Origin of the sequence: Janibacter sp. GS2, assembly GCF_051200835.1 — a bacterium.
In the GTDB taxonomy this organism is placed as follows: Bacteria; Actinomycetota; Actinomycetes; order Actinomycetales; family Dermatophilaceae; genus Janibacter.
Map to the genome: position 1 here is coordinate 589,218 of NZ_CP195161.1, position 23,626 is coordinate 612,843.

Sequence of the window (23,626 nt, forward strand, 5' to 3'; positions counted from 1 at the left end):
ATGGCGATCAAGAGCCTGGGTGAGTACAACTTCCCCTCGCGCTCCGCGCAGGAGAACTACGGGGACGACCAGCTGGTCACCGTGTGGTTCCAGGACACGATGTGGTTCGCCGCACCGGTGATGTTCCGCGCCCCGCGGGAGATGACGTGGTCGGACTTCACCGCCCAGATGTTCGTCCCCTTCGCGGAGGAGGACCCGGACTTCGACCCGGCCGCGCCGCGGACGTGGACGCTGCACGGCGCCCCCTTCGAGCCGCAGGACGGCCAGACCCTGGCCGAGCTCGGCGTCCGGCACAAGGACGTCATCGGCACCCGCGTGGCCGCCTGAGCTGCCCCCTTCGTCCCGCTCCAGGAGAAACCATGACCAAGTACACGATCACCGTCGAACCCGTCGGCCGCGAGGTCGAGTGCGACGAGGACCAGACGATCCTCGAGGCCTGCCTCCGCGCCGGGGTGTGGTTGCCGCACAGCTGTACCCATGGCACCTGTGCGACCTGCAAGGTCGACAAGCTCGACGGTGAGGTGGACCTGGGTGAGGCGAGCACCTTCGCCCTCATGGACTTCGAGCGGGACGAAGGGAAGCTGCTCACCTGCTGCGCGAAGCCGCGGGAGGACGTGACGATCGAGGCCGACCTCGACGTCGACGAGGACATGGATGTCCACCCGGTCCAGGACTTCACCGGGCGGGTCGTCGTCCTCGAGGACATCGCGGAGCAGACCAAGCGCCTGGTCGTCGAGCTGGACCGCGAGATCGGCTTCAACGCCGGCCAGTACATGAAGTTCACCGTGCCTGCATCGACGGTCGGTGGAGAGTCGCTCGGCGAGGTCGACCGGACCTGGTCGATCGGCTCTCCCCCCGGCGAGACGACCCGCCTGGAGTTCCACATCCGCAACGTCAAGGGCGGTCGCGGCACCGACGGGTGGGTCTTCGCCGGCCTCGCCGAGGGCGACGAGGTGATGCTCTCCGGGCCCTACGGACGCTTCGTCCTGAAGACCAGCGACGACAAGCACGCGATCCTCGTCGGGGGTGGCACCGGTGTGGCGCCGCTGAAGTCGATGGTCCGGCACGCCCTCGAGGCCGGCGAGTACGAGGGCGAGATCACCCTCTACGCCGGTGGGCGCACCCGGGCGTGGCTCTACGACGTGGCGGCCTTCCGCGCCCTCGACGACGAGTACGACGAGTTCACGTACCGGCCCTGCCTCTCCGACGAGACCGCGGAGGAGGTCGCGGCCTCCGGCGACGACCCGGACGCCTACGCCTACGGGATGGTCACGGAGGTCATCGAGGCCGACCACGAGCGACTCAGCGGGTGCCGCGGCTACCTCTGCGGGCCCCCGGCCATGGTCGATGCGGCGCTGAAGACCCTCATGAGCCGTCGTCTCTTCCCCCGGGACATCTTCCGGGAGGACTTCTTCGACGAGTCGGACAAGAACGGCTCCGGGCTGAAGAGCCCGCTCATCAAACGATGACTCACAGGCCGGCGTCGCGCAGTTGTCTCGAGATGGCGAAGGCCGCGGTGCGCACGGCGACCCCCAACCGCTGCAGGTCCATCCGGGAGGTCTGCCCGGTGGCCGAGATCGCGGCCCGGATGCGCTTGTCCGTCCCGAAGACCGGCGCGGCGACGCACGAGATCCCCGGGTGTGACTCCTCGTGGTCGTAGGACGTGCCCCCCGTGCGGATGTCCTGCAGGTTCCGCGCGAGGTCCCCCGGCGTCGTGATCGTGCGCGCGGTCATCGCCGGGAGGCCGGCCTCCACCCGATCGGCGACGAGGGCCCGCGGGGAGTAGGCGAGGATCGCCTTGCCGACGCCGGTGGCGTGAGCGGGCAGCCGACCGCCGATGCTCGAGGCCAGCGGCAGGCCACCGCGCACGATCTCGACGTAGACGACCTCGACCCCGTCGAGGACCGCGAGGTGGATCTGGCGGTCGGTCGCCCGGTGGAGGTCGTGCATGAGCGGCCGGGCGACCTCGGCCAGGGTGCGGGGCAGCGGGACGCTCGACCCCAGCTCGAAGAGGCGCACCCCCAGGGTGAGGCGGGCGTCATCGGTCCGCTCGAGCAGGTGCTCGTGCACGAGCTGGTTGACCAACCGGTGCACCGTGCCCTTCGCCATCCCCGTCCGCGCGGCCAGCTCGCTGATCCCCAGCGGTCCCGGGGCCTCCTCGAGGGCGGCGAGGACCAGCGAGACCCGGCCGACGACCGACACGGGAACGCGGCCATCGTTTCGTTCAGCGGAACGCATTCCTTGATCATGCCGCACGGCCGGGGCGACAGTGAAGCAACCACGACGCAGAGAGGTGTGGACGACGATGAGCACAGCAACCCATGAGCCCCCGGCAGGGGTCGTCACGGATGACGCGTGGTGCACGTCCACACCCCGGCGGGGAACCGCCGGCGGCCTGCGCTCCGTCGGGACCGCGCTCGACGTCCTCGAGTGCTTCGCCGTCGACTCCGCCCTCGGGGTCTCCGACGTGGCCCGGCGTCTCGGGGTGGCGAAGTCGACCGCCCACCGGGTGCTGACGACGCTGGCCGGACGGGGCTTCGTCGAGCAGGACTCCGCCGGCCTGTACCGGCTCGGCATCCACCTCTACGAGCTCGGGATGCTCTCCCACGCCCGCAACGGGCTGCGGCACGTCGCGCTGCCGGTCATGCGGGCCGTGGCCGAGCAGACCGGCCACACGGTCAACCTCGGTGTGCCCGACGGCGCCGATGTCGTGTACGTCGAGCGGATCGAGTCCGTCGACGGCGTGCGCATCCTCGGCCACAGCGGCCGTCGCCTGCCCGCCCACTGCACGAGCTCGGGCCTGGTCATCGCTGCCTTCAACCCGAGGGTCGAGCACGAGCGTCGCAGGGCCGGCTTCCCGCCGAAGGCCCGAGGCACGATCCGTCGGTCGGAGGACTGGGACCGCGCACTGGCCGAGGTGCGACAGCAGGGCCATGCGGTCCTGCACTCCGGCTCCTTCACCGACGCGAGCTCGGTGGCCGCGGCGATCCGGGTGCAGGGCATGGCGATCGGGTCGATCTCCGTGTTCGGCCCGACCCCGCTCATCGAGCCGGACCTGCGCCGGGTCGTGCCCCTGCTCACGGCAGCGGCGAACCGCATCGCCAAGCAGTACTCGGCCTGACCCCTCGCATCTGCCTAGGCAGATGCGACCTCGTGACCAGCACCGGTCTCGTTCCCGCCACCGGAACGAGCGCCCCGACGACCGAAGGGCAGTTCTAGCGTGACCACCATGGAAGAGTCCACCCCCGTCCGGGAGAAGGCCGCGCAGATCCTGCTGCAGGCCTACGCCAGTGGCACGCCCACGGCTCCCCTGACCGAGCAGTTCGACGGACTGGGCATCGAGGACGCGTACGCGATCCAGCTCGCCCAGGTGCGCAGCTGGACCGAGGGGGGCCGGCGCATCATCGGGCACAAGGTCGGCCTGACGTCGGCGGCGATGCAGAAGCAGCTCGGCGTCGACCAGCCGGACTTCGGTCACCTCACGCACGACTTCGCCCACCTCGAGCACGAGGCGATCCCCCTGTCCGGCTACCTCCAGCCGCGGGTCGAGCCCGAGATCGCCTTCGTCCTGCGCAAGCCGCTCACCGGCCCGGGCATCACCGTGACGCAGGCCATCGACGCCATCGACTACGTCCTGCCGGCGCTGGAGATCGTCGACAGCCGCGTCGCCGACTGGAAGATCACCCTCGTCGACACGATCGCCGACAACGCCAGCTCCGGGGGCTTCGTCCTCGGCAGCACGCCCACCCGGCTGGATGACGTCGACCTGCGCCTGACCGGGTGTGTCTTCTCCCGCAACTCCCAGGTGGTCGGGACCGGCGCCGGCGGCGCCGTCCTCGGCTCCCCGATCACCAGCCTCGTGTGGCTGGCCAACACGGTCGGCGCCCTCGGGACGACCCTCGAGGCGGGCCACGTGATCCTCCCCGGATCCGTCACCTCGATGGTCCCGGTCGCGCCGGGCGACGTCTTCACCGCGACCTTCGCTGGTCTCGGCAGCGTCACCGCCCGATTCGCAGACAAGTGAAAGGTGAACCCATGACGCAGCGCACCCAGGGCACTGCCGCCATCGTCGGTCCGGGCAACATCGGCACCGACCTGATGTTCAAGCTCATGCGGCGCTCGGAGGTCCTCGAGCCGCGCTACATGGTGGGCGTCGACCCGAGCAGCGACGGGTTGCGTCGGGCCACGAGCCTCGGCCTCGCCGCCAGCCACGAGGGCGTCGACTGGCTCCTCGCCCAGGACGAGCTCCCGGACGTCGTCTTCGAGTGCACCTCGGCGAAGGCGCACCAGGCCAACGCCCCCAAGTACGCCGAGGCCGGCATCCTCGCCGTCGACCTCACCCCGGCCGCCGTGGGCCCCTACCTGTGCCCCCCGGTCAACCTCGACTTCACCCTCGACGCGACGAACGTCAACATGATCACCTGTGGAGGTCAGGCGACGACGCCGATCGTCGCGGCGGTCTCCCGCGTCGTCGACGTCCCCTACGCCGAGATCGTCGCCTCGATCTCAAGCAAGTCGGCCGGTCCCGGTACCCGCGCCAACATCGACGAGTTCACCGAGACCACGAGCGAGGCACTCGAGGTCGTCGGCGGCGCCCGCCGCGGGAAGGCGATCATCATCCTCAACCCCGTCGAGCCGCCCCTGATGATGCGCAACACCGTCTTCTGCGCCATCCCCCAGGAGGCCGCCGAAGCGGGTCCCCTGCACGACCGGCTGCAGGAGTCGATCGCGGCGATGGTGCAGCGCGTGCAGGAGTACGTCCCCGGCTACCACCTGCGGGCCGACCCGCAGTTCGACGACGCCCGAGACCTGTGGAACGGCATGGCGCGGGTCACCGTCCCGATCGAGGTCAAGGGACGTGGCGACTACCTGCCGGAGTACGCCGGCAATCTCGACATCATCACATCCGCCGCCGCCCGGGTGGGCGACATGATGGTGGCGCACCGGCTCGGGGTCGACTCCGGGTGGGTCGCCTCCGACGCGGGCAGCACGACCGGCCAGGAGGTCCCGGCATGAGCACCACCACCGACACGTCCCACACCGCCCCCTCGCCCGTCCCCTTCGCCGGCGACGTGGACGTGCGCATCACGGACACCACCCTGCGTGACGGCTCGCACGCGATGTCCCACCAGTTCACCGAGGAGCAGGTCCGCACCACCGTGCGGGCGCTCGACGACGCCGGTGTCCAGGTCATCGAGGTGACCCACGGCGACGGCCTCGGCGGCAGCTCCTTCAACTACGGCTTCTCCGCCGTCGACGAGATGGCCCTCGTGAAGGCCGCCGTGGCCGAGGCACGGCAGGCCAGGATCGCCGTGCTCATGCTCCCGGGCCTGGGGACCGTGGAGAAGTTGCACGAGGCCCACGAGATGGGGGCCCAGATCGCCCGCATCGCCACGCACTGCACCGAGGCGGATGTCTCGATCCAGCACTTCGGCGCGGCCCGGGAGCTCGGGATGGAGACCGTCGGATTCCTCATGCTCAGCCACATGAGCCCACCGCAGGAACTGGCCCGGCAGGCCCGCATCATGGTCGACGCCGGCTGCCAGTGCGTCTACGTCGTCGACAGCGCCGGTGCGTTGATCCTCGAGGACGTCTCGGACCGGGTCTCCGCGATCGTCGCCGAGATCGGCACGGACGCCCAGGTCGGTTACCACGGCCACCAGAACATGTCCTTCGGCGTGGCCAACTCGGTCCTCGCCCACCGCGCGGGTGCTCGTCAGATCGACGGCTCGCTGTGCGCCCTGGGCGCCGGGGCGGGCAACTCCCCGACGGAGGTCCTCGCGGCCTCCTTCGAGCGGCTCGGCATCGCGACCGGAATCGATCTGGAGACGATCATGGGTGCCGCGGAGGACGTCGTGCGCCCGATCATCAGGCGCCTGCCGTGGATGGACCGCTCCTCGATCATGCAGGGCTACGCCGGCGTGTACAGCTCCTTCCTGCTGCACGCCGAGCGGGCCGCCGAGCGGTACGACGTCCCGGCCCACGAGATCCTGCGCAGGGTTGGGGAGTACGGCTACGTCGGGGGCCAGGAGGACATGATCATCGACGTCGCGATCGAGCTCCGCGACCGCCAGATCGAGCTGCGGGACGGGACGAAGGTGGGCGCCTGATGGCCACGTGGGACGTCGAGTCCGTCGCCACCGAGCTCCTCGCCTGCGAGGACGAGCGCCGTGACCGGGTGAAGTTCACCGACGAGTGGCCCGAGCTCGACGTGGCCACCGGCTACGAGATCCAGGACCTCACCCTCCAGCGCCGGCTCGACCGCGGCGAGAAGCTCATCGGGATCAAGTTGGGTCTCACCTCGCGGGCCAAGCAGCAGCGCATGGGGGTGGAGACCCCCTTCGTCGCCTGGCTCACCGATGCCATGGTCCTGCCGGCGGGAGACCCGGTCCCCCAGGACCGGCTCATCCACCCGCGGGTCGAACCCGAGCTGGTCTTCGTCATGGGTGAGCGTCTCGAGGGCCCCGGGGTCACCGCGGCCCAGGCGATGTCCGCGGTCGACCACGTGCTCGGTGGGGCCGAGATCATCGACAGCCGGTACACGGACTTCAAGTTCGCGGCCGGTGACGTCATCGCCGACAATGCGAGCTCCGGTGCCTTCGTCACCGGGCCGGTGTCCCTGTCGCCCCGCGCGCTGGACCTCTCCCTCGAGGCGGTCCTCGTCGAGGTCGGCGGCCAGGTCGTCGACTCGGCGACGGGAGCCGCCGTGCAGGGGCATCCGGCCGAGGCGCTCGCGCTCGCGGCCAATGACCTGGCCACGCGGGGTCACGCCATCGAGCCCGGCTGGATCGTCCTCACCGGCGGCATGACCGACGCCTACTTCGCCACCCCGGGCACCTCCCTCTCGCTGCACTTCTCCTCACTCGGGTCCGTGCGGATCAACGGGGGCGAGTGAGGTGCCGGTCGTCCAGGTCACCCTCACCGAGGGCCGCACGCCGGAGACCATCCGCTCGATGATCTCCGGGGTGACCCAGGCGCTCGTCGACTCCGGCGTCGCGCCGAGGGAGGCCGTGCGCGTCCTGGTCACCGAGATCCCCACCGATCACTTCGCCGCCGGTGACGTCACCATCACCGAGCGGCACGCTGCGCAGGCGGCGACGACCACCCCTGAGGAGGGCCAGTCATGAGCACCCAGTTCTTCGGCCACATCATCGACAACGACGAGGTCGAGTCGCTGTCGGGCGAGCGCTTCGACGTGTGGAACCCGTGGACGCAGGAGGTCTTCGCCCAGGCGGCCGAGGGCGCGGCCGAGGACGCCGAGCGGGCGATCGCCAGCGCCCGCCGGGCCTATGACGAGGGTCCCTGGCCCCGGATGACCCGACCGGAGCGCGCGGCGGCGATCCACCGCCTCGCCGATCTCATGGAGGCGCGGGCCGACGAGCTGGCGACCCTCGACACGACCAACATGGGCAAGCCCCTCGCCCAGGCCAAGCACGACGTCGGCCGGTCGGTGGCCAACTTCCGGTTCTTCGCCGACCACCAGCGCGACCACACCGGTGAGGTCTACCCGATGGCCACGGGCCACCACACCTACAGCGAGTTCGGTCCGGTGGGTGTCGTCGCCGCGATCTCGCCGTGGAACTTCCCGCTGATGATGGCGACGTGGAAGATTGCTCCGGCCATCGCCTGGGGCAACACCTGCATCATCAAGCCGAGCGAGGACACCCCCGCCTCGGTGACGCTGCTCGGTCGGCTTGCCGTCGAGGCCGGGTTCCCTCCGGGTGTGCTCAACGTGCTCAACGGTCACGGCGCCCCGGCCGGCTCGACCCTGACCGCCGACGACCGCGTCGACCGGGTGACCTTCACCGGCTCCTCAACCACGGGCAAGACCGTCATGGCCTCGGCATCGACACACCTTGCCCCCGTCTCGCTCGAGCTCGGCGGCAAGGGTGCCAATGTCGTCTTCGACGACGCCGATCTCGACAACGCCGTCCACTGGGCCGTCGAGGCGATCTTCCGCAACTCCGGTCAGATCTGCCTCGCCGGGTCTCGTCTGTTCGTCCAGTCCGGCATCTACGACGAGTTCATGGCGCGCTTCGTCGCGGCCGCAGAGGCACTGACCATCGGTGACCCCTTCGACCCGGAGGTGAAGTTCTCCTCCCTCGCGAGCAGGAAGCACTTCGACAAGGTCGCGAGCTACCTCGAGGACGTCGAGGCGCAGGGCGGGAGGATGCTCACCGGTGGGGTCGACGAGGACGGGGCCTGGCTCGTGCGACCGACGGTCCTCACCGACCTGCCGTTGGACTCCTCGCAGTACTGCGAGGAGATCTTCGGCCCGGTGTGCGTCGTCAACCGCTTCGAGACCGAGGCAGAGGCGGTCCACCTGGCCAACGACACCCGATACGGGCTCAACGCGATGCTCTTCACCGAGAACCTCTCACGCGCCCACCGGGTCGCAGCGAACCTCAGGGCCGGGACCGTCTGGGTCAACTGCTTCTTCATCCGCGACCTGCGCACGCCCTTCGGTGGTGTCGGCGACTCGGGCGTCGGCCGCGAGGGAGGCAACTTCAGTCGGGAGTTCTTCACCGAACCCAAGGCCGTGGTCATGCAGATCGATCGCACCGTCCCCGGGTCGCCCTGATCTCCTGTCGACGGGGCACGCACCGGGTCCACCGATCGAGAACTCGATTGGTGGACCCGGGGGGTCGTTATGGCATCGTGAGGTGAGGCTCTTGATTCTGAGAGCACCGACGCCTAGCAGGAGATCATCATGAGCGGACCGAAGGACGGGCGGGGCCGCGACGCCTTCGACGACTTCTTCGGCGACCCGACCCCCTCGGGCCGCATGGGTCCGGCGTCGGCGGAGCCCGGGCAGCAGCCGGAGCCCGGGCAGCAGCCGAAGCCCGCGCAGCAGCCGGAGGTCGACACCGACAGCGAGCGGACGCGGGCCATCGACCTCGGCGACGAGGACACCTCCGATGTGCCGACGAGCAGGCCCGAGCCCGAGCCAGTGGCCCCGGTCCCCAGCGGCGCCGTCCCCGAGGACTGGTGGACCTCCGACGCGGAGCCCGGCCCCGCCGCCACCAGCGCCACGTGGCAGTCCGCCCCGGGCCCCCGGCCCCAGCCGGCGGCCCCGCCGCCGCGCCGGTCCGTCTCACCCCTGGCCCTCACGGCCATGCTCGTGGGCGGCGTCCTGCTCGGTGGGCTGTGTGTCGGTGGCGCCGTCGTGGCCCTGGACCAGAACCGCGAGGATCCGGTGGCCTCGCAGACCACGGTGACCGAGACGAGTGAGGACACCCCCACGTCGGCCAGCTCGAGCACTCCGAGCTCGTCGAGCAGCACGCCCAGTTCCTCCACGAGCACCAGCTCGTCCTCGAGCTCGAGTTCCAGCTCCAGCTCCCCGACACGCTCCGGTGAGGTTCCGGCCGGGGTGACGAGCTGCGCCGGCCCGTCGTCGGGCGTCGCCGTCGGGCGGGGCACCGATGTGACCACGTGCGACTTCGCGGTCGCGGTGCGCGACGCGTACGTGGCGCAGAAGTCCCAGGGAAGTGTCCGGCTCGACGTGCGCTCCCCGGTGACGAAGAAGGGGTACACGATGTCGTGCACCGGTCAGGCCATCACCCGCTGCACCGGTGGTAACAACGCCGTCGTCGTCCTCTACTGACGCCGTGATCCGGCCACTCGGCAGAGTCGTCGGGGCCGTGTCCCTGGCCGCCGTGCTGGGTGGGTGCGCCGCGACGGACACCCCGACACAGCCGCGAGGGTCGGATCCCAGCAGGGCATCGGGCACGAGCACCTCCAGTCCCTCGAGCACGTCCTCGTCCTCGACGGGCACGGGGCAGGCCCGTCCCCCGTCCCTGGACCGTGGCCTGGTCACGGACCTCGAGCGGGTCGCGACAGCGCATCCCGACGCCGAGGTCTCCGTGGCCCTCGCGCCCGTGGGCGGGCAGGAGCAGCCGCAGGTCGTCGGTGAGGCGCCCGGACTCGTCTCCTGGTCGACGATCAAGGTCCCGCTCTCCCTCGCCGTCATCCGCGCCGGTCAGTCCCACCCGGCCGACATCGACGCCGCGCTCACCGCGTCCGACAACGAGGCGGCGCGCCGCCTCTGGGAGGGCCTCGGCGCGGGGGCGCCGGCATCGCAGGCCGTCCAGCAGCAGCTGCGCCGCGGCGGGGACGAGCGCACGCGGATCCCCACGGTGGCGACGGTCCCCGGGTACTCGCCCTTCGGTCAGGCCACGTGGCACCTGCGTGACCAGGCGACCTTCACCTCGTTGCTCCCCTGCCTGTCCGGTGCCACGAGCGTCACCGACGCGATGGGCAGGGTGGCCGACGGTCAGCGGTGGGGCCTCGGCGGCATCGACGGCGCCCGGTTCAAGGGCGGCTGGGGCCCCACCCCGGAGGGCTACGTCGTCCGTCAGCTGGGACTGCTCCCCGGGACGAAGGGGGAGGGCGCCGCCGCCCTCCAGGTGCGGACCGGGACGTACGAGCAGGGGACGGCGATCGCCGACGAGATCGCGGACGTGCTGCGGCGGCACGGTCGTGACCTGCCGACCGGCTCCTGCGATTGAGACGCCACCAGCCCGCCACCCGGTGGGCAGCGGGCTCGTGGGCGCGACGGCTCGTCCCGGTCAGGCCTTCTTGATGCTGTCGGTGATGGTCGTGGAGACCTTGTCGGCCGACGACGCGTCGTCCGAGACGACCTGGATGACGGCCGCTCCCTTGTCCGCCGGGAGGACCAACAGCGTCTGGTTGGCCTTCTTGTCCGCGGACGCGACGGTGTAGCCCGTCCCGACCGAGGTCTTGACCTTCTCGGGGCTCTCGACCTTCGCTCCGCCCTCCTTCAGCTGGGACTTCAGCTGCGACTCGGACGGCATCTCGGGCAGGTTGGCGACGCTGATGCTCTTCGTGAGCGAGGCGTCACCGGCGATGACGACCTCCATCCCGGACTGCCCCCAGGCCTGGAGGATCTCCTTGGGCTCGACCTTCTGCTGCTTGGCTGCGTCCTCGAGCCATTTCGGGGGGTTCTTGGCGGCCTCCTTGTCCGCCACGTCGACGGACTCCCAGCCCCGGGGCACCTCGAAGCTGACCTTCGACGTCTTCGCGGTCACGGTCTCACCAGCGCCATCCTTCTCCTGCGACGCCTTCCCCTGCGATGCCGAGCCGCCCTGCTGCCCGCCGTCTCCCGACGGCGAGTCCGGGGACGAGGAGTCCCCACCCCCGCACGCGGTGAGGGTGAGCGCGGCCGCAGCGGCCGTCGCAGCGAGGGAGCGGGTTCGGTGGATCTGCGTCATGTCCTCCACCGTACGGACGCGGTGACGTCACTCGAAACGCGCGGCGTGGCGGATCACGGGAGCGGCCCTCAGAGCGCCTCGGGGGTGGGGACACGTACCGGGAGTCACCGGACGCCGCGATCAGCGGCCAGAACCGCCGCCACGGGCGCTGCAGATGCGTCGTCGCGCCCTGTGGAGAGGTAGGATCGGGGGGTTGAGGCCGCGGCGCCGCCCCCTTCGGGGTCAGCCCGCGGCGATCCATGCACTGCACTCGAGGAGCACCGTGGCAGACGAGCAGTCGCCGTCCGAGATCCAGCCGAAGACACCTGACGTGGGTGGCCCCGGTCATCATGAGTACGACGCGAGTGCCATCACGGTCCTCGAGGGTCTCGAGGCCGTGCGCAAACGGCCCGGCATGTACATCGGGTCCACGGGTGAGCGCGGCCTGCACCACCTCGTGTGGGAGATCGTCGACAACGCCGTGGACGAGGCGATGGCCGGGTACGCCGACACCATCGACGTCACCCTCATGGACAACGGCGCCGTGCGTGTCAAGGACAACGGGCGTGGCATCCCGACGGACATCCACGAGGCGGAGGGCATCTCCGCGGTCGAGCTCGTCCTCACCCAGCTGCACGCCGGCGGCAAGTTCGGCGGCGGGGGTTACAAGGTCTCCGGAGGCCTGCACGGCGTCGGCTCGTCCGTCGTCAATGCCCTGTCGACGCAGATGGACGTGTGCGTCCGGCAGAAGGGGCGCGCCCACCGGATGTCCTTCGAGCACGGTGTGCCGACCCGCCCCCTCACGCAGGAGGAGGAGACCGACGCGACCGGCACGACGATCACGTACTGGGCCAATGACCAGATCTTCGACACCGTCGACTACGACTACGAGACGATCCGCGCCCGCTTCCAGCAGATGGCCTTCCTCAACAAGGGCCTGACGATCAACCTCGTCGACGAGCGGGTGCACGAGCCCACCGCGGCCGAGCAGGACGAGGACCTCGACGAGGTCGACGCCGACATCACCGAGGTCGTCGACTCCGAGGAGACGGCGGCGGCGCCGAAGAAGGCCCGCAAGGTCTCCTACCGCTACGACAACGGCCTCGTGGACTACGTCGAGCACCTCGTGGGCTCCAAGAAGGCCGAACCGATCACGGCCGAGGTCATCGCCATGGAGAACGAGGACACCGAGCGTGAGCTGTCCCTCGAGATCGCGCTGCAGTGGACGAGTGCCTACAGCGAGTCGGTGCACACCTACGCCAATGCGATCAACACGCACGAGGGCGGCACCCACGAGGAGGGCTTCCGCTCGGCGCTGACCAAGCTCGTCAACGACTTCGCCCGCAAGCAGGGCCTGCTGAAGGAGAAGGACGACAACCTCACCGGTGACGACATCCGCGAGGGCCTGACGGCGGTCATCTCGGTCAAGCTCGGCGAGCCCCAGTTCGAGGGGCAGACCAAGACCAAGCTCGGCAACTCGGAGGTCAAGGGCTTCGTGCAGCGCGCCATGACCGATGAGTTCGGTCACTGGCTCGCGACCCACCCCAACGAGGGCAAGGACATCGTCCGCAAGTCCGTGCAGGCCGCCATGGCACGCATGGCCGCCCGCAAGGCGCGCGAGGCCACCCGCCGCAAGGGCCTGCTGGAGTCCGGTGGCCTGCCCGGCAAGCTCTCCGACTGCCAGACCAAGGACCCGACCGTCTCCGAGGTCTTCATCGTCGAGGGCGACTCCGCCGGCGGCTCGGCCAAGGCCGGCCGCAATCCGGAGAACCAGGCGATCCTGCCGATCCGGGGCAAGATCCTCAATGTCGAGAAGGCCCGGATCGACCGGATCCTCGCCAACCAGGAGGTCCAGGCACTGATCTCGGCCTTCGGCACCGGGATCGGCGAGGACTTCGACATCGCCAAGGCGCGCTACCACAAGATCGTGCTCATGGCCGATGCCGACGTCGACGGCATGCACATCCGCACGCTGCTGCTCACGCTGCTCTTCCGCTTCATGAAGCCGCTGATCGAGGCGGGCTACGTCTACCTCGCCCAGCCGCCGCTCTACCGGCTCAAGTGGTCCAACCACGACCACGGGTTCGCCTTCACCGACCGTGAGCGCGACGCCATGATCGCCGAGGGCCAGGCGAAGGGATGGCGCCTGCCCAAGGAGAACTCCGTGCAGCGCTACAAGGGCCTGGGTGAGATGAACTACCAGGAGCTGTGGGAGACCACGATGGCCCCGGAGTCCCGGGTCCTCCTGCAGGTCACCCTCGACGACGCCGCGGCCGCGGACGAGATCTTCGCCGTGCTCATGGGTGAGGACGTCGAGTCCCGACGCAGCTTCATCCAGAGGAACGCCCGCGACGTGCGCTTCCTCGACATCTGACCGCGCTCCCACCCAGCCTGTGCCCCCCTTCGGCCCCGACCCCGAGGTGACCTGACCACATGACCGACATCCCCACCGCTCCCGAGCACGACCGCACGGAGCCGATCGACCTCAACGCGGAGATGCAGCGCAGCTACATCGAGTACGCGATGAGCGTCATCGTCTCCCGTGCCCTTCCCGATGTGCGTGACGGGCTCAAGCCCGTCCACCGGCGCATCGTCTACGCGATGTACGACGGCGGCTACCGCCCCGACCGCGGCTACAACAAGTGCTCGCGCGTCGTCGGCGACGTCATGGGGCAGTACCACCCGCACGGTGACAGCGCGATCTACGACGCGATGGTCCGCCTCGTCCAGCCGTGGTCGCTGCGCTACCCGCTCATCGACGGCCAGGGCAACTTCGGCTCCGCCGGCAATGACGGCGCGGCCGCCCCCCGGTACACCGAGTGCAAGATGGCCCCGCTGTCGCTCGAGCTCGTGCGTGACATCGACCAGGAGACAGTCGACTTCGTCCCGAACTACGACGGCAAGACGCTGCAGCCGGACGTGCTGCCGGCGCGCTTCCCGAACCTGCTCGCCAACGGGTCGGCCGGCATCGCCGTCGGCATGGCGACCCAGATCCCGCCGCACAACCTGCGCGAGGTCTCCGCGGCCGCGCACTGGATGCTCGACCACCCCGAGTCCTCCCGCGAGGAGGCCCTCGAGGCGATCCTGGGCTTCATCAAGGGCCCCGACTTCCCCACCGGCGCCCTGATCATGGGCACCCGCGGCATCGAGGAGGCCTACCGCACCGGCCGTGGCTCGATCATCATGCGCGCGGTCGTCGAGGTCGAGGAGCTGCAGGGCCGCACCTGCCTCGTCGTCACCGAGCTGCCCTACCAGGTCAACCCGGACACGCTCGCGCAGAAGATCGCCGAGATGACCAAGGAGGGACGCCTGTCGGGTATCGCGGACATCCGCGACGAGACCTCGGGCCGCACCGGTCAGCGTCTGGTCATCGTCCTCAAGCGGGACGCGGTCGCCAAGGTCGTGCTGAACAACCTGTACAAGCACACCCAGCTGCAGACGACCTTCGGCGCGAACATGCTGGCGCTCGTCGACGGTGTGCCGCGCACCCTGCCGGTCTCGGCCTTCATCCGGCACTGGGTCGAGCACCAGATCGATGTCATCGTGCGGCGCACCGAGTACCGGCTGCGCAAGGACGAGGCGGCCATCCACATCCTGCGTGGGTACCTCAAGGCCCTCGACATGCTCGATGAGGTCATCGCCCTCATCCGGCGGTCCCCGACCGTCGACGAGGCACGTGAGGGGCTCATCGCGCTCCTGGAGATCGATGAGCTCCAGGCGATGGCGATCCTCAACCTCCAGCTGCGCCGCCTGGCCGCACTGGAGCGGCAGAAGATCATCAACGAGCACGACGAGATCGAGGCCCGGATCGTCGACTACAAGGACATCCTCGCCAAGCCGGAGCGGCAGCGACAGATCGTGCGGGACGAGCTCACCGAGATCGTCGACCGCTACGGCGACGACCGGCGCAGCCGGATCCTGCCCTACGACGGGGACGTCGCCATGGAGGACCTCATCCCCGAGGAGGACGTCGTCGTGACGATCACCCGGGGCGGGTACGCCAAGCGCACCCGGGTCGACGAGTACCGGGCCCAGAAGCGTGGTGGGAAGGGGGTGCGTGGCGCCTCCCTGCGTGGGGAGGACGTCGTGCGCAACTTCTTCACGACGACCTCGCACCACTGGCTGCTCTTCTTCACCAACCACGGCCGGGTCTACCGGGTCAAGGCCTACGAGCTGCCGGAGGCGGCGCGCGACGGCAAGGGCCAGCACGTGGCCAACCTCCTGGCCTTCCAGCCGGGCGAGCAGATCGCCGCGGTCCACGCGATCAGGGACTACGAGGTCGCCCCCTACCTCGTCCTCGCGACGAAGCGCGGCCTGGTGAAGAAGACCCGGCTCGAGGAGTACGACTCGCCGCGCAGCGGTGGGCTCATCGCCATCAAGCTGCGTGAGGACGACGAGCTCATCGGCGTCGGCCTCGTCTCGGCCGAGGACGACCTCCTCCTGGTCTCGCGTAACGCCCAGTCGGTGCGATTCCACGCTACGGACGCGATCATCCGCCCGATGGGCCGCTCGACGAGTGGCGTCACCGGGATGAAGTTCCGCGACGGCGACTCCCTCCTCGCGCTCAACGTCATCCCCGACGGGACCGACCCCGACGTCTTCGTCGTCTTCGAGAAGGGCGTGGCCAAGCGCACGGCCGCCTCCGAGTGGACGCCGAAGGGCCGCGCGGGGCTGGGTGTCACGGCGGCCAACTCGGGCAAGGGCGGTCAGCTCGCCGGTGCCCTCATCGTCGGCGAGCACGACGAGGTCATGGTCGTCATGGAGAAGGGCAACATCGTGCGCTCCGCGGTGACCGAGGTGAACCGCACCGGCCGCAACACGATGGGCGTCAGCTTCGCCACCCCGCGCAAGGGCGACGCCATCGTGGCGGTTGCGCGCAATGTCGACCGTGGCGACGACGCGGAGGTGGTCGGTGACGGGGTAGCGTCTGACCCTGACGCACCCGTCGAGATCGACTCGGCGGAGACCGCCCAGCAGGGGGACACCCCCGGAGGTGACCAGGAGTGAGCTCGTCAGACACGACGACGATGCGTTCGTCGTCCGGCTCGACAACCGGGACGCGCCGGCCCCAGGGCGGCTCGACCGCCCAACGTCCCGCACCCCGTGGGGGGCGTCGGGTCAAGCTCATGGTCTCCCGGGTCGACCCCTTCTCGGTGATGAAGGTCGGCTTCCTCGTCTCGGTGGCCATGGGGATCGCCATGGTCGTCATGACCGGCGTCATGTGGGCGCTCTTCTCCGCGATGGGTGTCTTCGACTCCGTGAACGAGCTCGCCGGCCAGATCATCGGGACCGGATCCGGCCAGGAGTTCGACGTCATGGACTTCCTCGGTTTCGGCCGGGTCATGGCCCTGTCGATCGTCGTCGCCGTCGTGGACATCTTCCTCCTCACGGCGATCGCGACCCTCGGAGCCTTCCTGTACAACATCGTCGCCAGCCTCGTCGGTGGCGTGCACATGACGCTGACCGACGACTGATCCGCACTCCGGCCGTCGTTTTGGTCTCGGCGGTCGGAGTGGGGTAATCTCGGGCGTCGCACCACGGTGCACACGGGCCTATAGCTCAGCGCGGTTAGAGCGCTTCCCTGATAAGGAAGAGGTCCCTGGTTCAAGTCCAGGTAGGCCCACCACAGACGGTGAGGAGATCCCGTGAAGAAGGTCCTCGTGCTCGTCGCAGCCGCGGTCGGCGCGGCGTACGCCAGGCGCAAGGTCGAGCAGCAGCGGTCCGAGAAGGACCTGCACGCCGCCACCAGCCGCATGGGTACCTCGGGCAGCTCGGCCGGGTCCGCCGGCGGGGCCTGGGCCGCGGCCACCGACCGCCCTTCCTGACCGACGGTGCGCTCGGGTTCGTGCGCGACAACGGCGCACGACGACGTCGGACAACTGAACAAGGGGACTTAGCTCAGCTGGTAGAGCACCGCCTTTGCAAGGCGGGGGTCAGGGGTTCGAACCCCCTAGTCTCCACATCCTCGGCTCAGCGCCCGCTTCTCGCCGGCGCGCACGGGCACGCTGATCCTGTTGCCCTCGACGGGGGCCGGGCAGGTGGCGTGGTCGGTGAAGGCGAACCACATGTTCACGGTCCGGTTGAAGTCCAGGGTCACGACGCCGTGCTCGGGATCCTCGAACTTCAGCTGTCGCCACGCCTCGGTCTCGTCCGTGTTGGTCGGGTCGTGGAACTCCAGACCCAACCCGCTCTTGATGGTCGTGACCACGAGTCGTTGGGGTCGCCCGTCGAGCGTGAACTCGACCTCCCCGGGGGCGCGCAGCCGTTGGCGCAGGTCGGGTCGGTGCGTCGCGACGTCCACCCGCCGGTCCTCGGGGCCGGGGATGAACTCGGCCCGGATGACCCACGCCGGGTCGTGATCGAAGGTGGGCACACCCGTGAAGCCCTCCCGGGCCGCGGAGGTTCGTGAGCGCAACCGGACGGCCAACCGTCCGCCGCGGCGGAGCAGCTCGATCTCGGTGTCACCCCGGCGCAGCCACGGGAGGCGTCCCGTCTCGGCGACGGTCCGCAGGCTCTGACCATCGAGCGGCTCGCCGTCCACGGTCAGCCCGTCGCCCGGGCCGGCCACGACGCGAGCGTGCTCACCGTCGGTCGACCACGTACCCGGCAACCCCTCGAGCGGGGCGGGATCCCGCGGGAGCCAGTGGAAGCCCTGCAGCGTGAGCCACCCGTACGGCTGCACCAGCTCGGCCTCTCGTGCCGCCCGAAACTCCTGCCACGCCTGCCTGCTGCTCATCGACTCAGGCTGGCGCAGGAGGACGGCGGCGTCGCCCCTCGTTCCTCACGCGGGGACGGCGGCCGGTGTCTGTGTGTGGCGGGTCATCGCTGCGCTCGGCGGATGCTCCCTTCGCCCAGCGGATCGCCGTCTCCGTCCGGTGGGCGTACCTTCCGTCAGGAGAAGCCAACGAGGGACTGGGAGCAGCGCATGACCACTGTCGCGACGGACAACCCCGAGGTCGCCAACTCGGTCGACGTCAACGGGATCATCACGAACTACCACGATGTGGGCACCGGCCGGCCCGTCCTGCTCATCCACGGGTCCGGCCCCGGCGTCAGCGCCTGGGCGAACTGGCGGGCTGTGCTACCGGCACTCTCGCAAGCACATCGTGTCATCGCCCCGGACGTCCTCGGCTTCGGCTTCACCGAGCGTCCCGAGGGCGTGACCTACGACTTGGCGACGTGGACCGAGCACCTCATCGGCTTCCTCGACGCCCTCGCCCTGGACGAGGTCGCCATCGTCGGCAACAGCTTCGGTGGGGCGCTCGCCCTCAATCTCGTGACCCACCACCGGGATCGGGTGAGCAAGCTCGTCCTCATGGGTGCCGTCGGTGTCCCGTTCGAGATCACCGAGGGTCTGGACACGGTGTGGGGTTTCGAGCCGTCGCTGGAGAACATGGTCGACCTCATGGACGTCTTCACCCACGACCGCTCGCTGCTCACCGAGGACCTGGCCCGCAGCCGCCTCGAGGCCGCGACCCGGCCGGGCGCGCACGAGGCCTACAGCGCGATGTTCCCGGCCCCACGCCAGCGTTCCGTGGAGGCGATGACGGTCCCGGATGCACACATCCGCGGCATCGAGCAGCCCACGCTGATCATCCACGGCCGCGACGACGAGGTCATCCCCCTGAGCAACTCCATGCGGCTGAACGAGCTCATCGACCAGTCCCAGCTGCACGTCTTCGGGCAGTGCGGCCACTGGGTGCAGATCGAGCACACCGCCGACTTCACGCGACTGGTGGGTGACTTCCTCGCCTGAGGGACCTCGGCGACCCGGGCACGAAGAAGGGGGTCGGCCCGCAGCTGCGGACCGACCCCCTTCCTCCTGGGGTGGAGCTCGTCAGGCCGTGGTGTCACCCTCGGCCGGGAGGTCGCCACCGAGGTGGTCGGTGTGCAGGTCGGCAGCCTCCGAGGTGTCCGAGGTGGACGGGACGGCGGAGTTGTCGGCCCAGTCACGCGCGGAGCTCCACGCGTCGGTGTCCGCGTCGGTCGTAGACGAGGTGGCCAGCGGGTCGCCCGCCGGAGCGGCCTCGGCTGCCTCGGCGGCGGGTGCGACACCGGCTGCGGCGACGCCGCCACCGAGTGAGGAGTCACGACCGGTGGTCGGCGCCTTGTAGGGGTCACCGGTGGGGACGGCCCACGGGTCCTTCTTCGGCGACTGCTTCTGCTTGGCGACGACCGCGGCGACACCTCCGGCGACGAGGGCGAGCAGGAGCAACTTGAGCCCGCGGCGCTTCTTCTGGGGCTTCTCGCCCTTCGCTGCGGCGAGTGCGGCCTGGGCATCGCCCTGGTCGCGCAGTGCGGCCACGACCTCGGGTCCGCGCACGGCGGCCTCGTCGGCCGCCTTGCGGCCGGCCGCGACACCGGCGGCCGCGAGACCCGCCGCGGTGCCGACGACCTGGTCGCGCACCTCGGAGACGTCCTTGCCCGCCTGCTTGGTGGTCTTGCCCGCCTGCTTCGACGTCTTCTTGGCCGACTTCTTCGCGGACTTCTTCGCGGACCTGGCCTGCTTCTTCACCGACGAGGTGCGCTTCTTCGCGTCCTTGGCGGCGTCCTTCTTGGCCTCCTCGGCCTGCTCGCGCAGCTCGGCGGCTCGGGCAGCGGCGCTGTCCCGGGCAGCGGCGGCGTGGTCCGTGGCGACGGACTTCAGCTCCTGGGCGCGCTCGCTGCCGAGCTCGGTCTGCTCAGCGACCTTGTCGATGATCTCGTGGACCTTGACCGCAGCGGTCTCGGCGGTCTCGTGGGCGCGCACGCGCCCATCGTCGACCTTGTTGTTCGTCTGGAACACCATTCCTCCTGCGCGATGGACTACACCCCCCATCCTGCACCGGATCACCCCGCAGGGAAACCGAGAGGCCGTGAAGAGCGCGTAGGGGTCGCCGTATTCGTGTGTCGGACCGGCTGGCTACGATGGTTGACCATGAAGGCCATCCTGCACACGAACCACGGCGACATCTCCATCGAGCTGTTCCCCAACCAGGCACCCACGACGGTGGACAACTTCGTCGGTCTCGCGACCGGTGAGAAGGAGTACACCGACGACGCGGGTCGCACCAACCCCACCCCGTTCTACGACGGCCTCGGCTTCCACCGGATCATCTCCGGCTTCATGATCCAGGGCGGGTGCCCGCTCGGCCAGGGCGTCGGCGGACCCGGCTACACCTTCGATGACGAGATCCACCCCGACCTGAGCTTCGCCAAGCCGTACCTGCTGGCCATGGCCAACGCCGGCAAGCAGATGGGCAAGGGCACCAACGGGTCCCAGTTCTTCGTCACCGTCGGTGAGACCCCGTGGCTCAACGGCAAGCACACGATCTTCGGTGAGGTGGCCGACGGCCCGAGCCGCGAGGTCGTCGACACCATCGCCGCCCTCCCCACCGGCGCGATGGACAAGCCGGCCGAGCCGGTCACCCTCGACTCCGTCGAGATCATCAAGGACTGATCGTCGTGTCGCAGCCGCCGTCCAACTGGGGCGGGCAGGACGCTGGCGGCGGTTTCGGCACTTCGCAGACCCCCGTCTGCCCCCGGCACCCGGACCGGGTGTCCTACATCCGCTGCCAGCGGTGCAGCCGGCCCACCTGCCCGGAGTGCCAGCGCAGTGCGGCCGTCGGTGTCCAGTGCGTGGACTGCGTGCGGGAGCAGGCGAAGGCCGACCGTCCGCAGCTCACCGTCTTCGGCGGTCGGGCCGGTGCGGGCGCGAGCAAGCCCTATCTGACGATGGGGATCATCGCGATCTGCGTCCTCGTGTGGGTCGGGGAGCTGATCTCGCCGCGCGTCTTCTCCGCCGTGGCCTTCGCGCCTGCGCTCGGCGCCATCGAGCCTTGGCGACTGCTGACCTCGGCCTTCGCGCACAGCCCCAACCAGCCGATGCACATCATCTTCAACATGTTTGCGTTGTGGGTCGTCGGCGGGTACATCGAGCGGTTGCTCGGGTGGGCCCGGTACCTCGCGATCTACCTGGTCAGTGCCCTCGCCGGGTCGGTGACCTGGCTGCTCTTCCAGCCGGTCGACCCCGGTGTGCCCGGGGCCTACGCCCCGATCGTCGGGGCCTCCGGTGCGGTGTTCGGTCTCTTCGCCGCCCTGATCATCCTCAACCGCCACCTCGGGCGGGACAGCTCCTCGATGCTCGCCGTGATCGGCCTCAACGTCGTCATCGGCTTCGTCGTGCCCAATGTCGCCTGGGAGGCCCACCTGGGCGGGCTCGTCGCCGGGGGACTCATGGCGCTGGCCATCGCGTCGTCGCGCACCCGCCGCAGCCCCGCCATCGCGTGGGGCGGCATCCTCGGGGTCCTCGTGGTCGTCGTCGCCCTCGCTGTCGCGAAGTACGCGCTCGCCCCGAGTGGGGTTCTCACCCCCTTCTGACCCGAGTTACACGCGTGTCATTTGTCCCCATCTGGGGACAACCCTGTGGACAACCCGAGTTGTCCACACGGGTGCAACTGGGGCTATTTCCACCGCGTGGTCATGGCGAAACCGGCGAGGATGAAGGCGAACCCCGCCCCGAGGTTCCACGTGCCCCAGCTCTCGACCGGGTAGGCCTGCTTCGTGATGTAGAAGGTCACGACCCACACCAGGCCGATGACCATCAGGCCGAGCATCACGGGGACGAACCACGGCGGATTGCCGATCTTCTGGGCGCGGGCCTTGTGTCGCTCCTTGCGCTCGGCTGCTGCGTAGGCCTCGTCGGCCTGCGCGCGCTTGCTCGGGTCGCCGGACCGCGACAGCGAGCCGGCCCCCTTCGCGGAGGTGGAGGAGGCCCCCTGTGTCGGGGCCTTCTTCTGCGTGGACGTCTTCTCGGGCGTCGCGCCCTTCGCGTCGTCGGCGGACTTCGCCACTGGGTGCTCCTTAGGGATGATCGGGTCGTGGCCTAGCGTAGAGGTCGTACCCGGTCCGACCGAGCGAAGGGGGAACCGCGTGCCTGAGGACAAGCCCTCCGGGACCAGCCCTGGTGACGGGGGCGCCGAGGGGAGCCCACTCCCGCGGCTGACCCGCGTGCGTGCGTGGCTGACCCACCGCCCCACGGGGTGGTCGACACTCGTGCCCGTCATCGCCCTCGGTGCGGGGCTGCTCTTCGCCACGTCCAGCACCACGGCTCGTGGCACCGACCTGCGCAGCGAGGCCGTGGAGCTGCCCGACGTGATCCGTGAGCGGACCATCGAGAACGAGCGCTCCGGCCAGGAAGTCGAGACGTTGCGCGCAGACGTCGACCGGCTCACCCGCGAAGCGGCCCCCGGCAGCAAGCAGCTGAGTGCTCTCGACCGCCGGGCCCGGGCCCGGGCCGACGATGCCGGGCTCACGGCGGTCACGGGGCCGTCGGTGACCGTCTCACTCGATGATGCCCACCTCGCGAGCGAGGAGATCCCGGAGGGGTTCTCCGTCGACGACGTCATCGTCCACCAGCAGGACGTCCAGGGGGTGGTCAACGCGCTGTGGCGTGGCGGAGCGGAGGGAATGCAGATCATGGACCAGCGGGTGATCTCCACCAGCGCCGTGCGGTGTGTCGGCAACACGCTCATCCTGCAGGGCCGGGTGTACTCACCACCCTTCACGATCACGGCGATCGGTGATCCGGAGAAGCTGCAGGAGGCCCTCGACGAGGACCCTGCGGTCGCCATCTACCAGCAGTACGTCGACGCGGTCGGTCTCGGGTACGAGGTGACCGCGGACGAGGACCATCAGCTCCCGGCCTTCGCCGGCCGGACGAGCCTGGAGCATGCCCGCGCCCTCGACTCCGACGAGTGAGGTCCATACTGGGTCGGTGAGCCAGATCCTCGTCGTCGACAACTACGACAGCTTCGTCTTCACCATCGTCGGCTACCTCCAGCAGCTGGGTGCCGAGACGACGGTCGTGCGCAACGACGCCGTCTCTGCCGCGGACGGCGCGGACTTCGACGGGGTGCTCATCTCCCCGGGACCGGGCACTCCCGACGGCGCCGGAGTCTCCATGGCCATGATCGAGGCCTGCGCGGAGCGGGCACAGCCGATGCTCGGTGTCTGCCTCGGTCACCAGGCCCTCGGGGCCGTCCTCGGCGCCACCGTCGGTCGGGCGCCGGAGCTCCTCCACGGCAAGACGAGCCGGGTGCTGCACGACGAGGGCGGAGTCCTCGCCGGGCTGCCCTCTCCCTTCACCGCCACGCGGTACCACTCGCTGACGATCGACCCGGCGACCGTGCCCGACGACCTCGTGCCCAACGGCCACACCGAGTCCGGCATCATCATGGCCGCCCACCACCGCGACCTGCCGCTGCACGGTGTGCAGTTCCACCCGGAGTCCGTGCTCACCGAGTACGGGCACCGCATCCTCGCCAACTGGCTGGCCATCGCGGGCGACGGCAGCGCCGTCGAGCTCAGCATCGGCAGGTCCCCTCTCGTGCGTGACGTCGAGGGTGTCGCCCGCGTCGTCGCGGCGGGCTGACGAA

The 23,626-nt window shown here is 69.9% G+C and carries 25 protein-coding genes and 2 tRNA genes; 22 read left to right on the top strand and 5 right to left on the bottom strand.

The window, feature by feature from the left end:
• The gene (locus tag ACR9E9_RS02880) at positions 1 to 327 is read left to right on the top strand and encodes a phenol hydroxylase subunit P4 (RefSeq protein WP_435201508.1); all 327 of its coding nucleotides are present in this window, start codon (positions 1 to 3) and stop codon (positions 325 to 327) included.
• A gap of 32 nt (positions 328 to 359) precedes the next feature.
• Positions 360 to 1,469: an NADH:ubiquinone reductase (Na(+)-transporting) subunit F gene (locus ACR9E9_RS02885; RefSeq protein ID WP_435201511.1), complete on the top strand. Its 1,110-nt coding sequence runs from the start codon at positions 360 to 362 to the stop codon at positions 1,467 to 1,469.
• A gap of 1 nt (position 1,470) precedes the next feature.
• Here the strand turns inward: ACR9E9_RS02885 and ACR9E9_RS02890 are convergent, their stop codons facing one another.
• Positions 1,471 to 2,202, bottom strand: coding sequence for an IclR family transcriptional regulator (locus tag ACR9E9_RS02890; protein WP_435201513.1), 732 nt, complete (start codon positions 2,200 to 2,202; stop codon positions 1,471 to 1,473).
• Positions 2,203 to 2,305: 103 nt separating this feature from the next.
• On the opposite strand from ACR9E9_RS02890, the gene ACR9E9_RS02895 reads away from it, so the two are divergent.
• The 9 genes from ACR9E9_RS02895 to ACR9E9_RS02935 all read left to right on the top strand — a co-directional run bounded on the left by ACR9E9_RS02895 (position 2,306) and on the right by ACR9E9_RS02935 (position 10,508).
• Entirely contained in the window at positions 2,306 to 3,121 is an 816-nt protein-coding gene (locus ACR9E9_RS02895; RefSeq protein ID WP_435201516.1) for an IclR family transcriptional regulator, read from the top strand.
• 108 nt (positions 3,122 to 3,229) lie between these two features.
• Entirely contained in the window at positions 3,230 to 4,024 is a 795-nt protein-coding gene (locus ACR9E9_RS02900; protein ID WP_435201518.1) for a 2-keto-4-pentenoate hydratase, read from the top strand.
• An 11-nt stretch (positions 4,025 to 4,035) separates the two neighbouring features.
• A complete protein-coding gene (locus ACR9E9_RS02905; protein WP_435201522.1) occupies positions 4,036 to 5,016 on the top strand; it encodes an acetaldehyde dehydrogenase (acetylating) in 981 nt (326 codons plus the stop codon).
• Entirely contained in the window at positions 5,013 to 6,110 is a 1,098-nt protein-coding gene (dmpG, locus tag ACR9E9_RS02910; RefSeq protein WP_435201524.1) for a 4-hydroxy-2-oxovalerate aldolase, read from the top strand. Before ACR9E9_RS02905 ends, dmpG begins: the two co-directional genes overlap by 4 nt.
• Positions 6,110 to 6,895, top strand: coding sequence for a 2-keto-4-pentenoate hydratase (locus ACR9E9_RS02915; protein WP_435201526.1), 786 nt, complete (start codon positions 6,110 to 6,112; stop codon positions 6,893 to 6,895). The genes dmpG and ACR9E9_RS02915 overlap by 1 nt, the downstream gene beginning before the upstream one ends.
• Position 6,896: 1 nt before the next feature.
• Entirely contained in the window at positions 6,897 to 7,127 is a 231-nt protein-coding gene (locus tag ACR9E9_RS02920) for a tautomerase family protein (RefSeq protein ID WP_435201528.1), read from the top strand.
• Entirely contained in the window at positions 7,124 to 8,581 is a 1,458-nt protein-coding gene (locus ACR9E9_RS02925) for an aldehyde dehydrogenase (protein ID WP_435201530.1), read from the top strand. The genes ACR9E9_RS02920 and ACR9E9_RS02925 overlap by 4 nt, the downstream gene beginning before the upstream one ends.
• A gap of 129 nt (positions 8,582 to 8,710) precedes the next feature.
• Positions 8,711 to 9,604 (top strand): hypothetical protein, encoded by an 894-nt coding sequence (locus ACR9E9_RS02930; protein ID WP_435201532.1) that lies wholly within the window; start codon positions 8,711 to 8,713, stop codon positions 9,602 to 9,604.
• A gap of 4 nt (positions 9,605 to 9,608) precedes the next feature.
• Positions 9,609 to 10,508, top strand: coding sequence for a hypothetical protein (locus tag ACR9E9_RS02935; protein WP_435201534.1), 900 nt, complete (start codon positions 9,609 to 9,611; stop codon positions 10,506 to 10,508).
• Positions 10,509 to 10,568: 60 nt separating this feature from the next.
• Here the strand turns inward: ACR9E9_RS02935 and ACR9E9_RS02940 are convergent, their stop codons facing one another.
• The gene (locus tag ACR9E9_RS02940; RefSeq protein WP_435201536.1) at positions 10,569 to 11,231 is read right to left on the bottom strand and encodes a hypothetical protein; all 663 of its coding nucleotides are present in this window, start codon (positions 11,229 to 11,231) and stop codon (positions 10,569 to 10,571) included.
• A gap of 262 nt (positions 11,232 to 11,493) precedes the next feature.
• Between ACR9E9_RS02940 and gyrB the strand changes: the two genes are divergently transcribed.
• From gyrB to ACR9E9_RS02970, 6 genes are all read left to right on the top strand, one after another.
• Positions 11,494 to 13,584 carry a DNA topoisomerase (ATP-hydrolyzing) subunit B gene (gyrB, locus tag ACR9E9_RS02945; protein ID WP_435201537.1) on the top strand — a complete coding sequence of 697 codons (2,091 nt, stop codon included), beginning with the start codon at positions 11,494 to 11,496 and terminating at the stop codon, positions 13,582 to 13,584.
• A gap of 59 nt (positions 13,585 to 13,643) precedes the next feature.
• On the top strand, positions 13,644 to 16,217 hold the full coding sequence (gene gyrA / locus ACR9E9_RS02950) for a DNA gyrase subunit A (protein ID WP_435201539.1): 2,574 nt from the start codon (positions 13,644 to 13,646) through the stop codon (positions 16,215 to 16,217).
• Positions 16,214 to 16,684: a DUF3566 domain-containing protein gene (locus tag ACR9E9_RS02955; protein ID WP_435201541.1), complete on the top strand. Its 471-nt coding sequence runs from the start codon at positions 16,214 to 16,216 to the stop codon at positions 16,682 to 16,684. The genes gyrA and ACR9E9_RS02955 overlap by 4 nt, the downstream gene beginning before the upstream one ends.
• Positions 16,685 to 16,758: 74 nt before the next feature.
• Positions 16,759 to 16,836 (top strand) — tRNA-Ile (locus ACR9E9_RS02960).
• A gap of 19 nt (positions 16,837 to 16,855) precedes the next feature.
• Entirely contained in the window at positions 16,856 to 17,035 is a 180-nt protein-coding gene (locus ACR9E9_RS02965) for a DLW-39 family protein (protein WP_435201543.1), read from the top strand.
• A 62-nt stretch (positions 17,036 to 17,097) separates the two neighbouring features.
• A tRNA-Ala gene (locus ACR9E9_RS02970) sits at positions 17,098 to 17,170 on the top strand.
• Here the strand turns inward: ACR9E9_RS02970 and ACR9E9_RS02975 are convergent.
• Positions 17,161 to 17,946, bottom strand: coding sequence for a DUF1684 domain-containing protein (locus ACR9E9_RS02975; RefSeq protein ID WP_435201545.1), 786 nt, complete (start codon positions 17,944 to 17,946; stop codon positions 17,161 to 17,163). The genes ACR9E9_RS02970 and ACR9E9_RS02975 overlap by 10 nt on opposite strands.
• A gap of 189 nt (positions 17,947 to 18,135) precedes the next feature.
• Here ACR9E9_RS02975 and ACR9E9_RS02980 point away from each other — a divergent pair, with 189 nt between their 5' ends.
• A complete protein-coding gene (locus ACR9E9_RS02980) occupies positions 18,136 to 18,966 on the top strand; it encodes an alpha/beta fold hydrolase (protein ID WP_435201547.1) in 831 nt (276 codons plus the stop codon).
• Positions 18,967 to 19,047: 81 nt separating this feature from the next.
• Here ACR9E9_RS02980 and ACR9E9_RS02985 read toward each other — a convergent pair whose 3' ends face one another.
• The gene (locus ACR9E9_RS02985) at positions 19,048 to 19,995 is read right to left on the bottom strand and encodes a hypothetical protein (protein WP_435201549.1); all 948 of its coding nucleotides are present in this window, start codon (positions 19,993 to 19,995) and stop codon (positions 19,048 to 19,050) included.
• 132 nt (positions 19,996 to 20,127) lie between these two features.
• Here ACR9E9_RS02985 and ACR9E9_RS02990 point away from each other — a divergent pair, with 132 nt between their 5' ends.
• Both ACR9E9_RS02990 and ACR9E9_RS02995 read left to right on the top strand, forming a co-directional pair.
• The gene (locus ACR9E9_RS02990) at positions 20,128 to 20,649 is read left to right on the top strand and encodes a peptidylprolyl isomerase (protein ID WP_435201551.1); all 522 of its coding nucleotides are present in this window, start codon (positions 20,128 to 20,130) and stop codon (positions 20,647 to 20,649) included.
• A gap of 5 nt (positions 20,650 to 20,654) precedes the next feature.
• Positions 20,655 to 21,569: a rhomboid family intramembrane serine protease gene (locus tag ACR9E9_RS02995; protein ID WP_435201553.1), complete on the top strand. Its 915-nt coding sequence runs from the start codon at positions 20,655 to 20,657 to the stop codon at positions 21,567 to 21,569.
• 83 nt (positions 21,570 to 21,652) lie between these two features.
• Here ACR9E9_RS02995 and ACR9E9_RS03000 read toward each other — a convergent pair whose 3' ends face one another.
• Positions 21,653 to 22,042: a cell division protein CrgA gene (locus ACR9E9_RS03000; protein ID WP_435201555.1), complete on the bottom strand. Its 390-nt coding sequence runs from the start codon at positions 22,040 to 22,042 to the stop codon at positions 21,653 to 21,655.
• A gap of 79 nt (positions 22,043 to 22,121) precedes the next feature.
• On the opposite strand from ACR9E9_RS03000, the gene ACR9E9_RS03005 reads away from it, so the two are divergent.
• The gene (locus ACR9E9_RS03005) at positions 22,122 to 22,949 is read left to right on the top strand and encodes a DUF881 domain-containing protein (protein ID WP_435201557.1); all 828 of its coding nucleotides are present in this window, start codon (positions 22,122 to 22,124) and stop codon (positions 22,947 to 22,949) included.
• 16 nt (positions 22,950 to 22,965) lie between these two features.
• Complete coding sequence (locus tag ACR9E9_RS03010) at positions 22,966 to 23,622, top strand: aminodeoxychorismate/anthranilate synthase component II (protein ID WP_435201559.1); 657 nt, start codon at positions 22,966 to 22,968, stop codon at positions 23,620 to 23,622.
• The last annotated feature ends 4 nt before the right edge of the window (positions 23,623 to 23,626 follow it).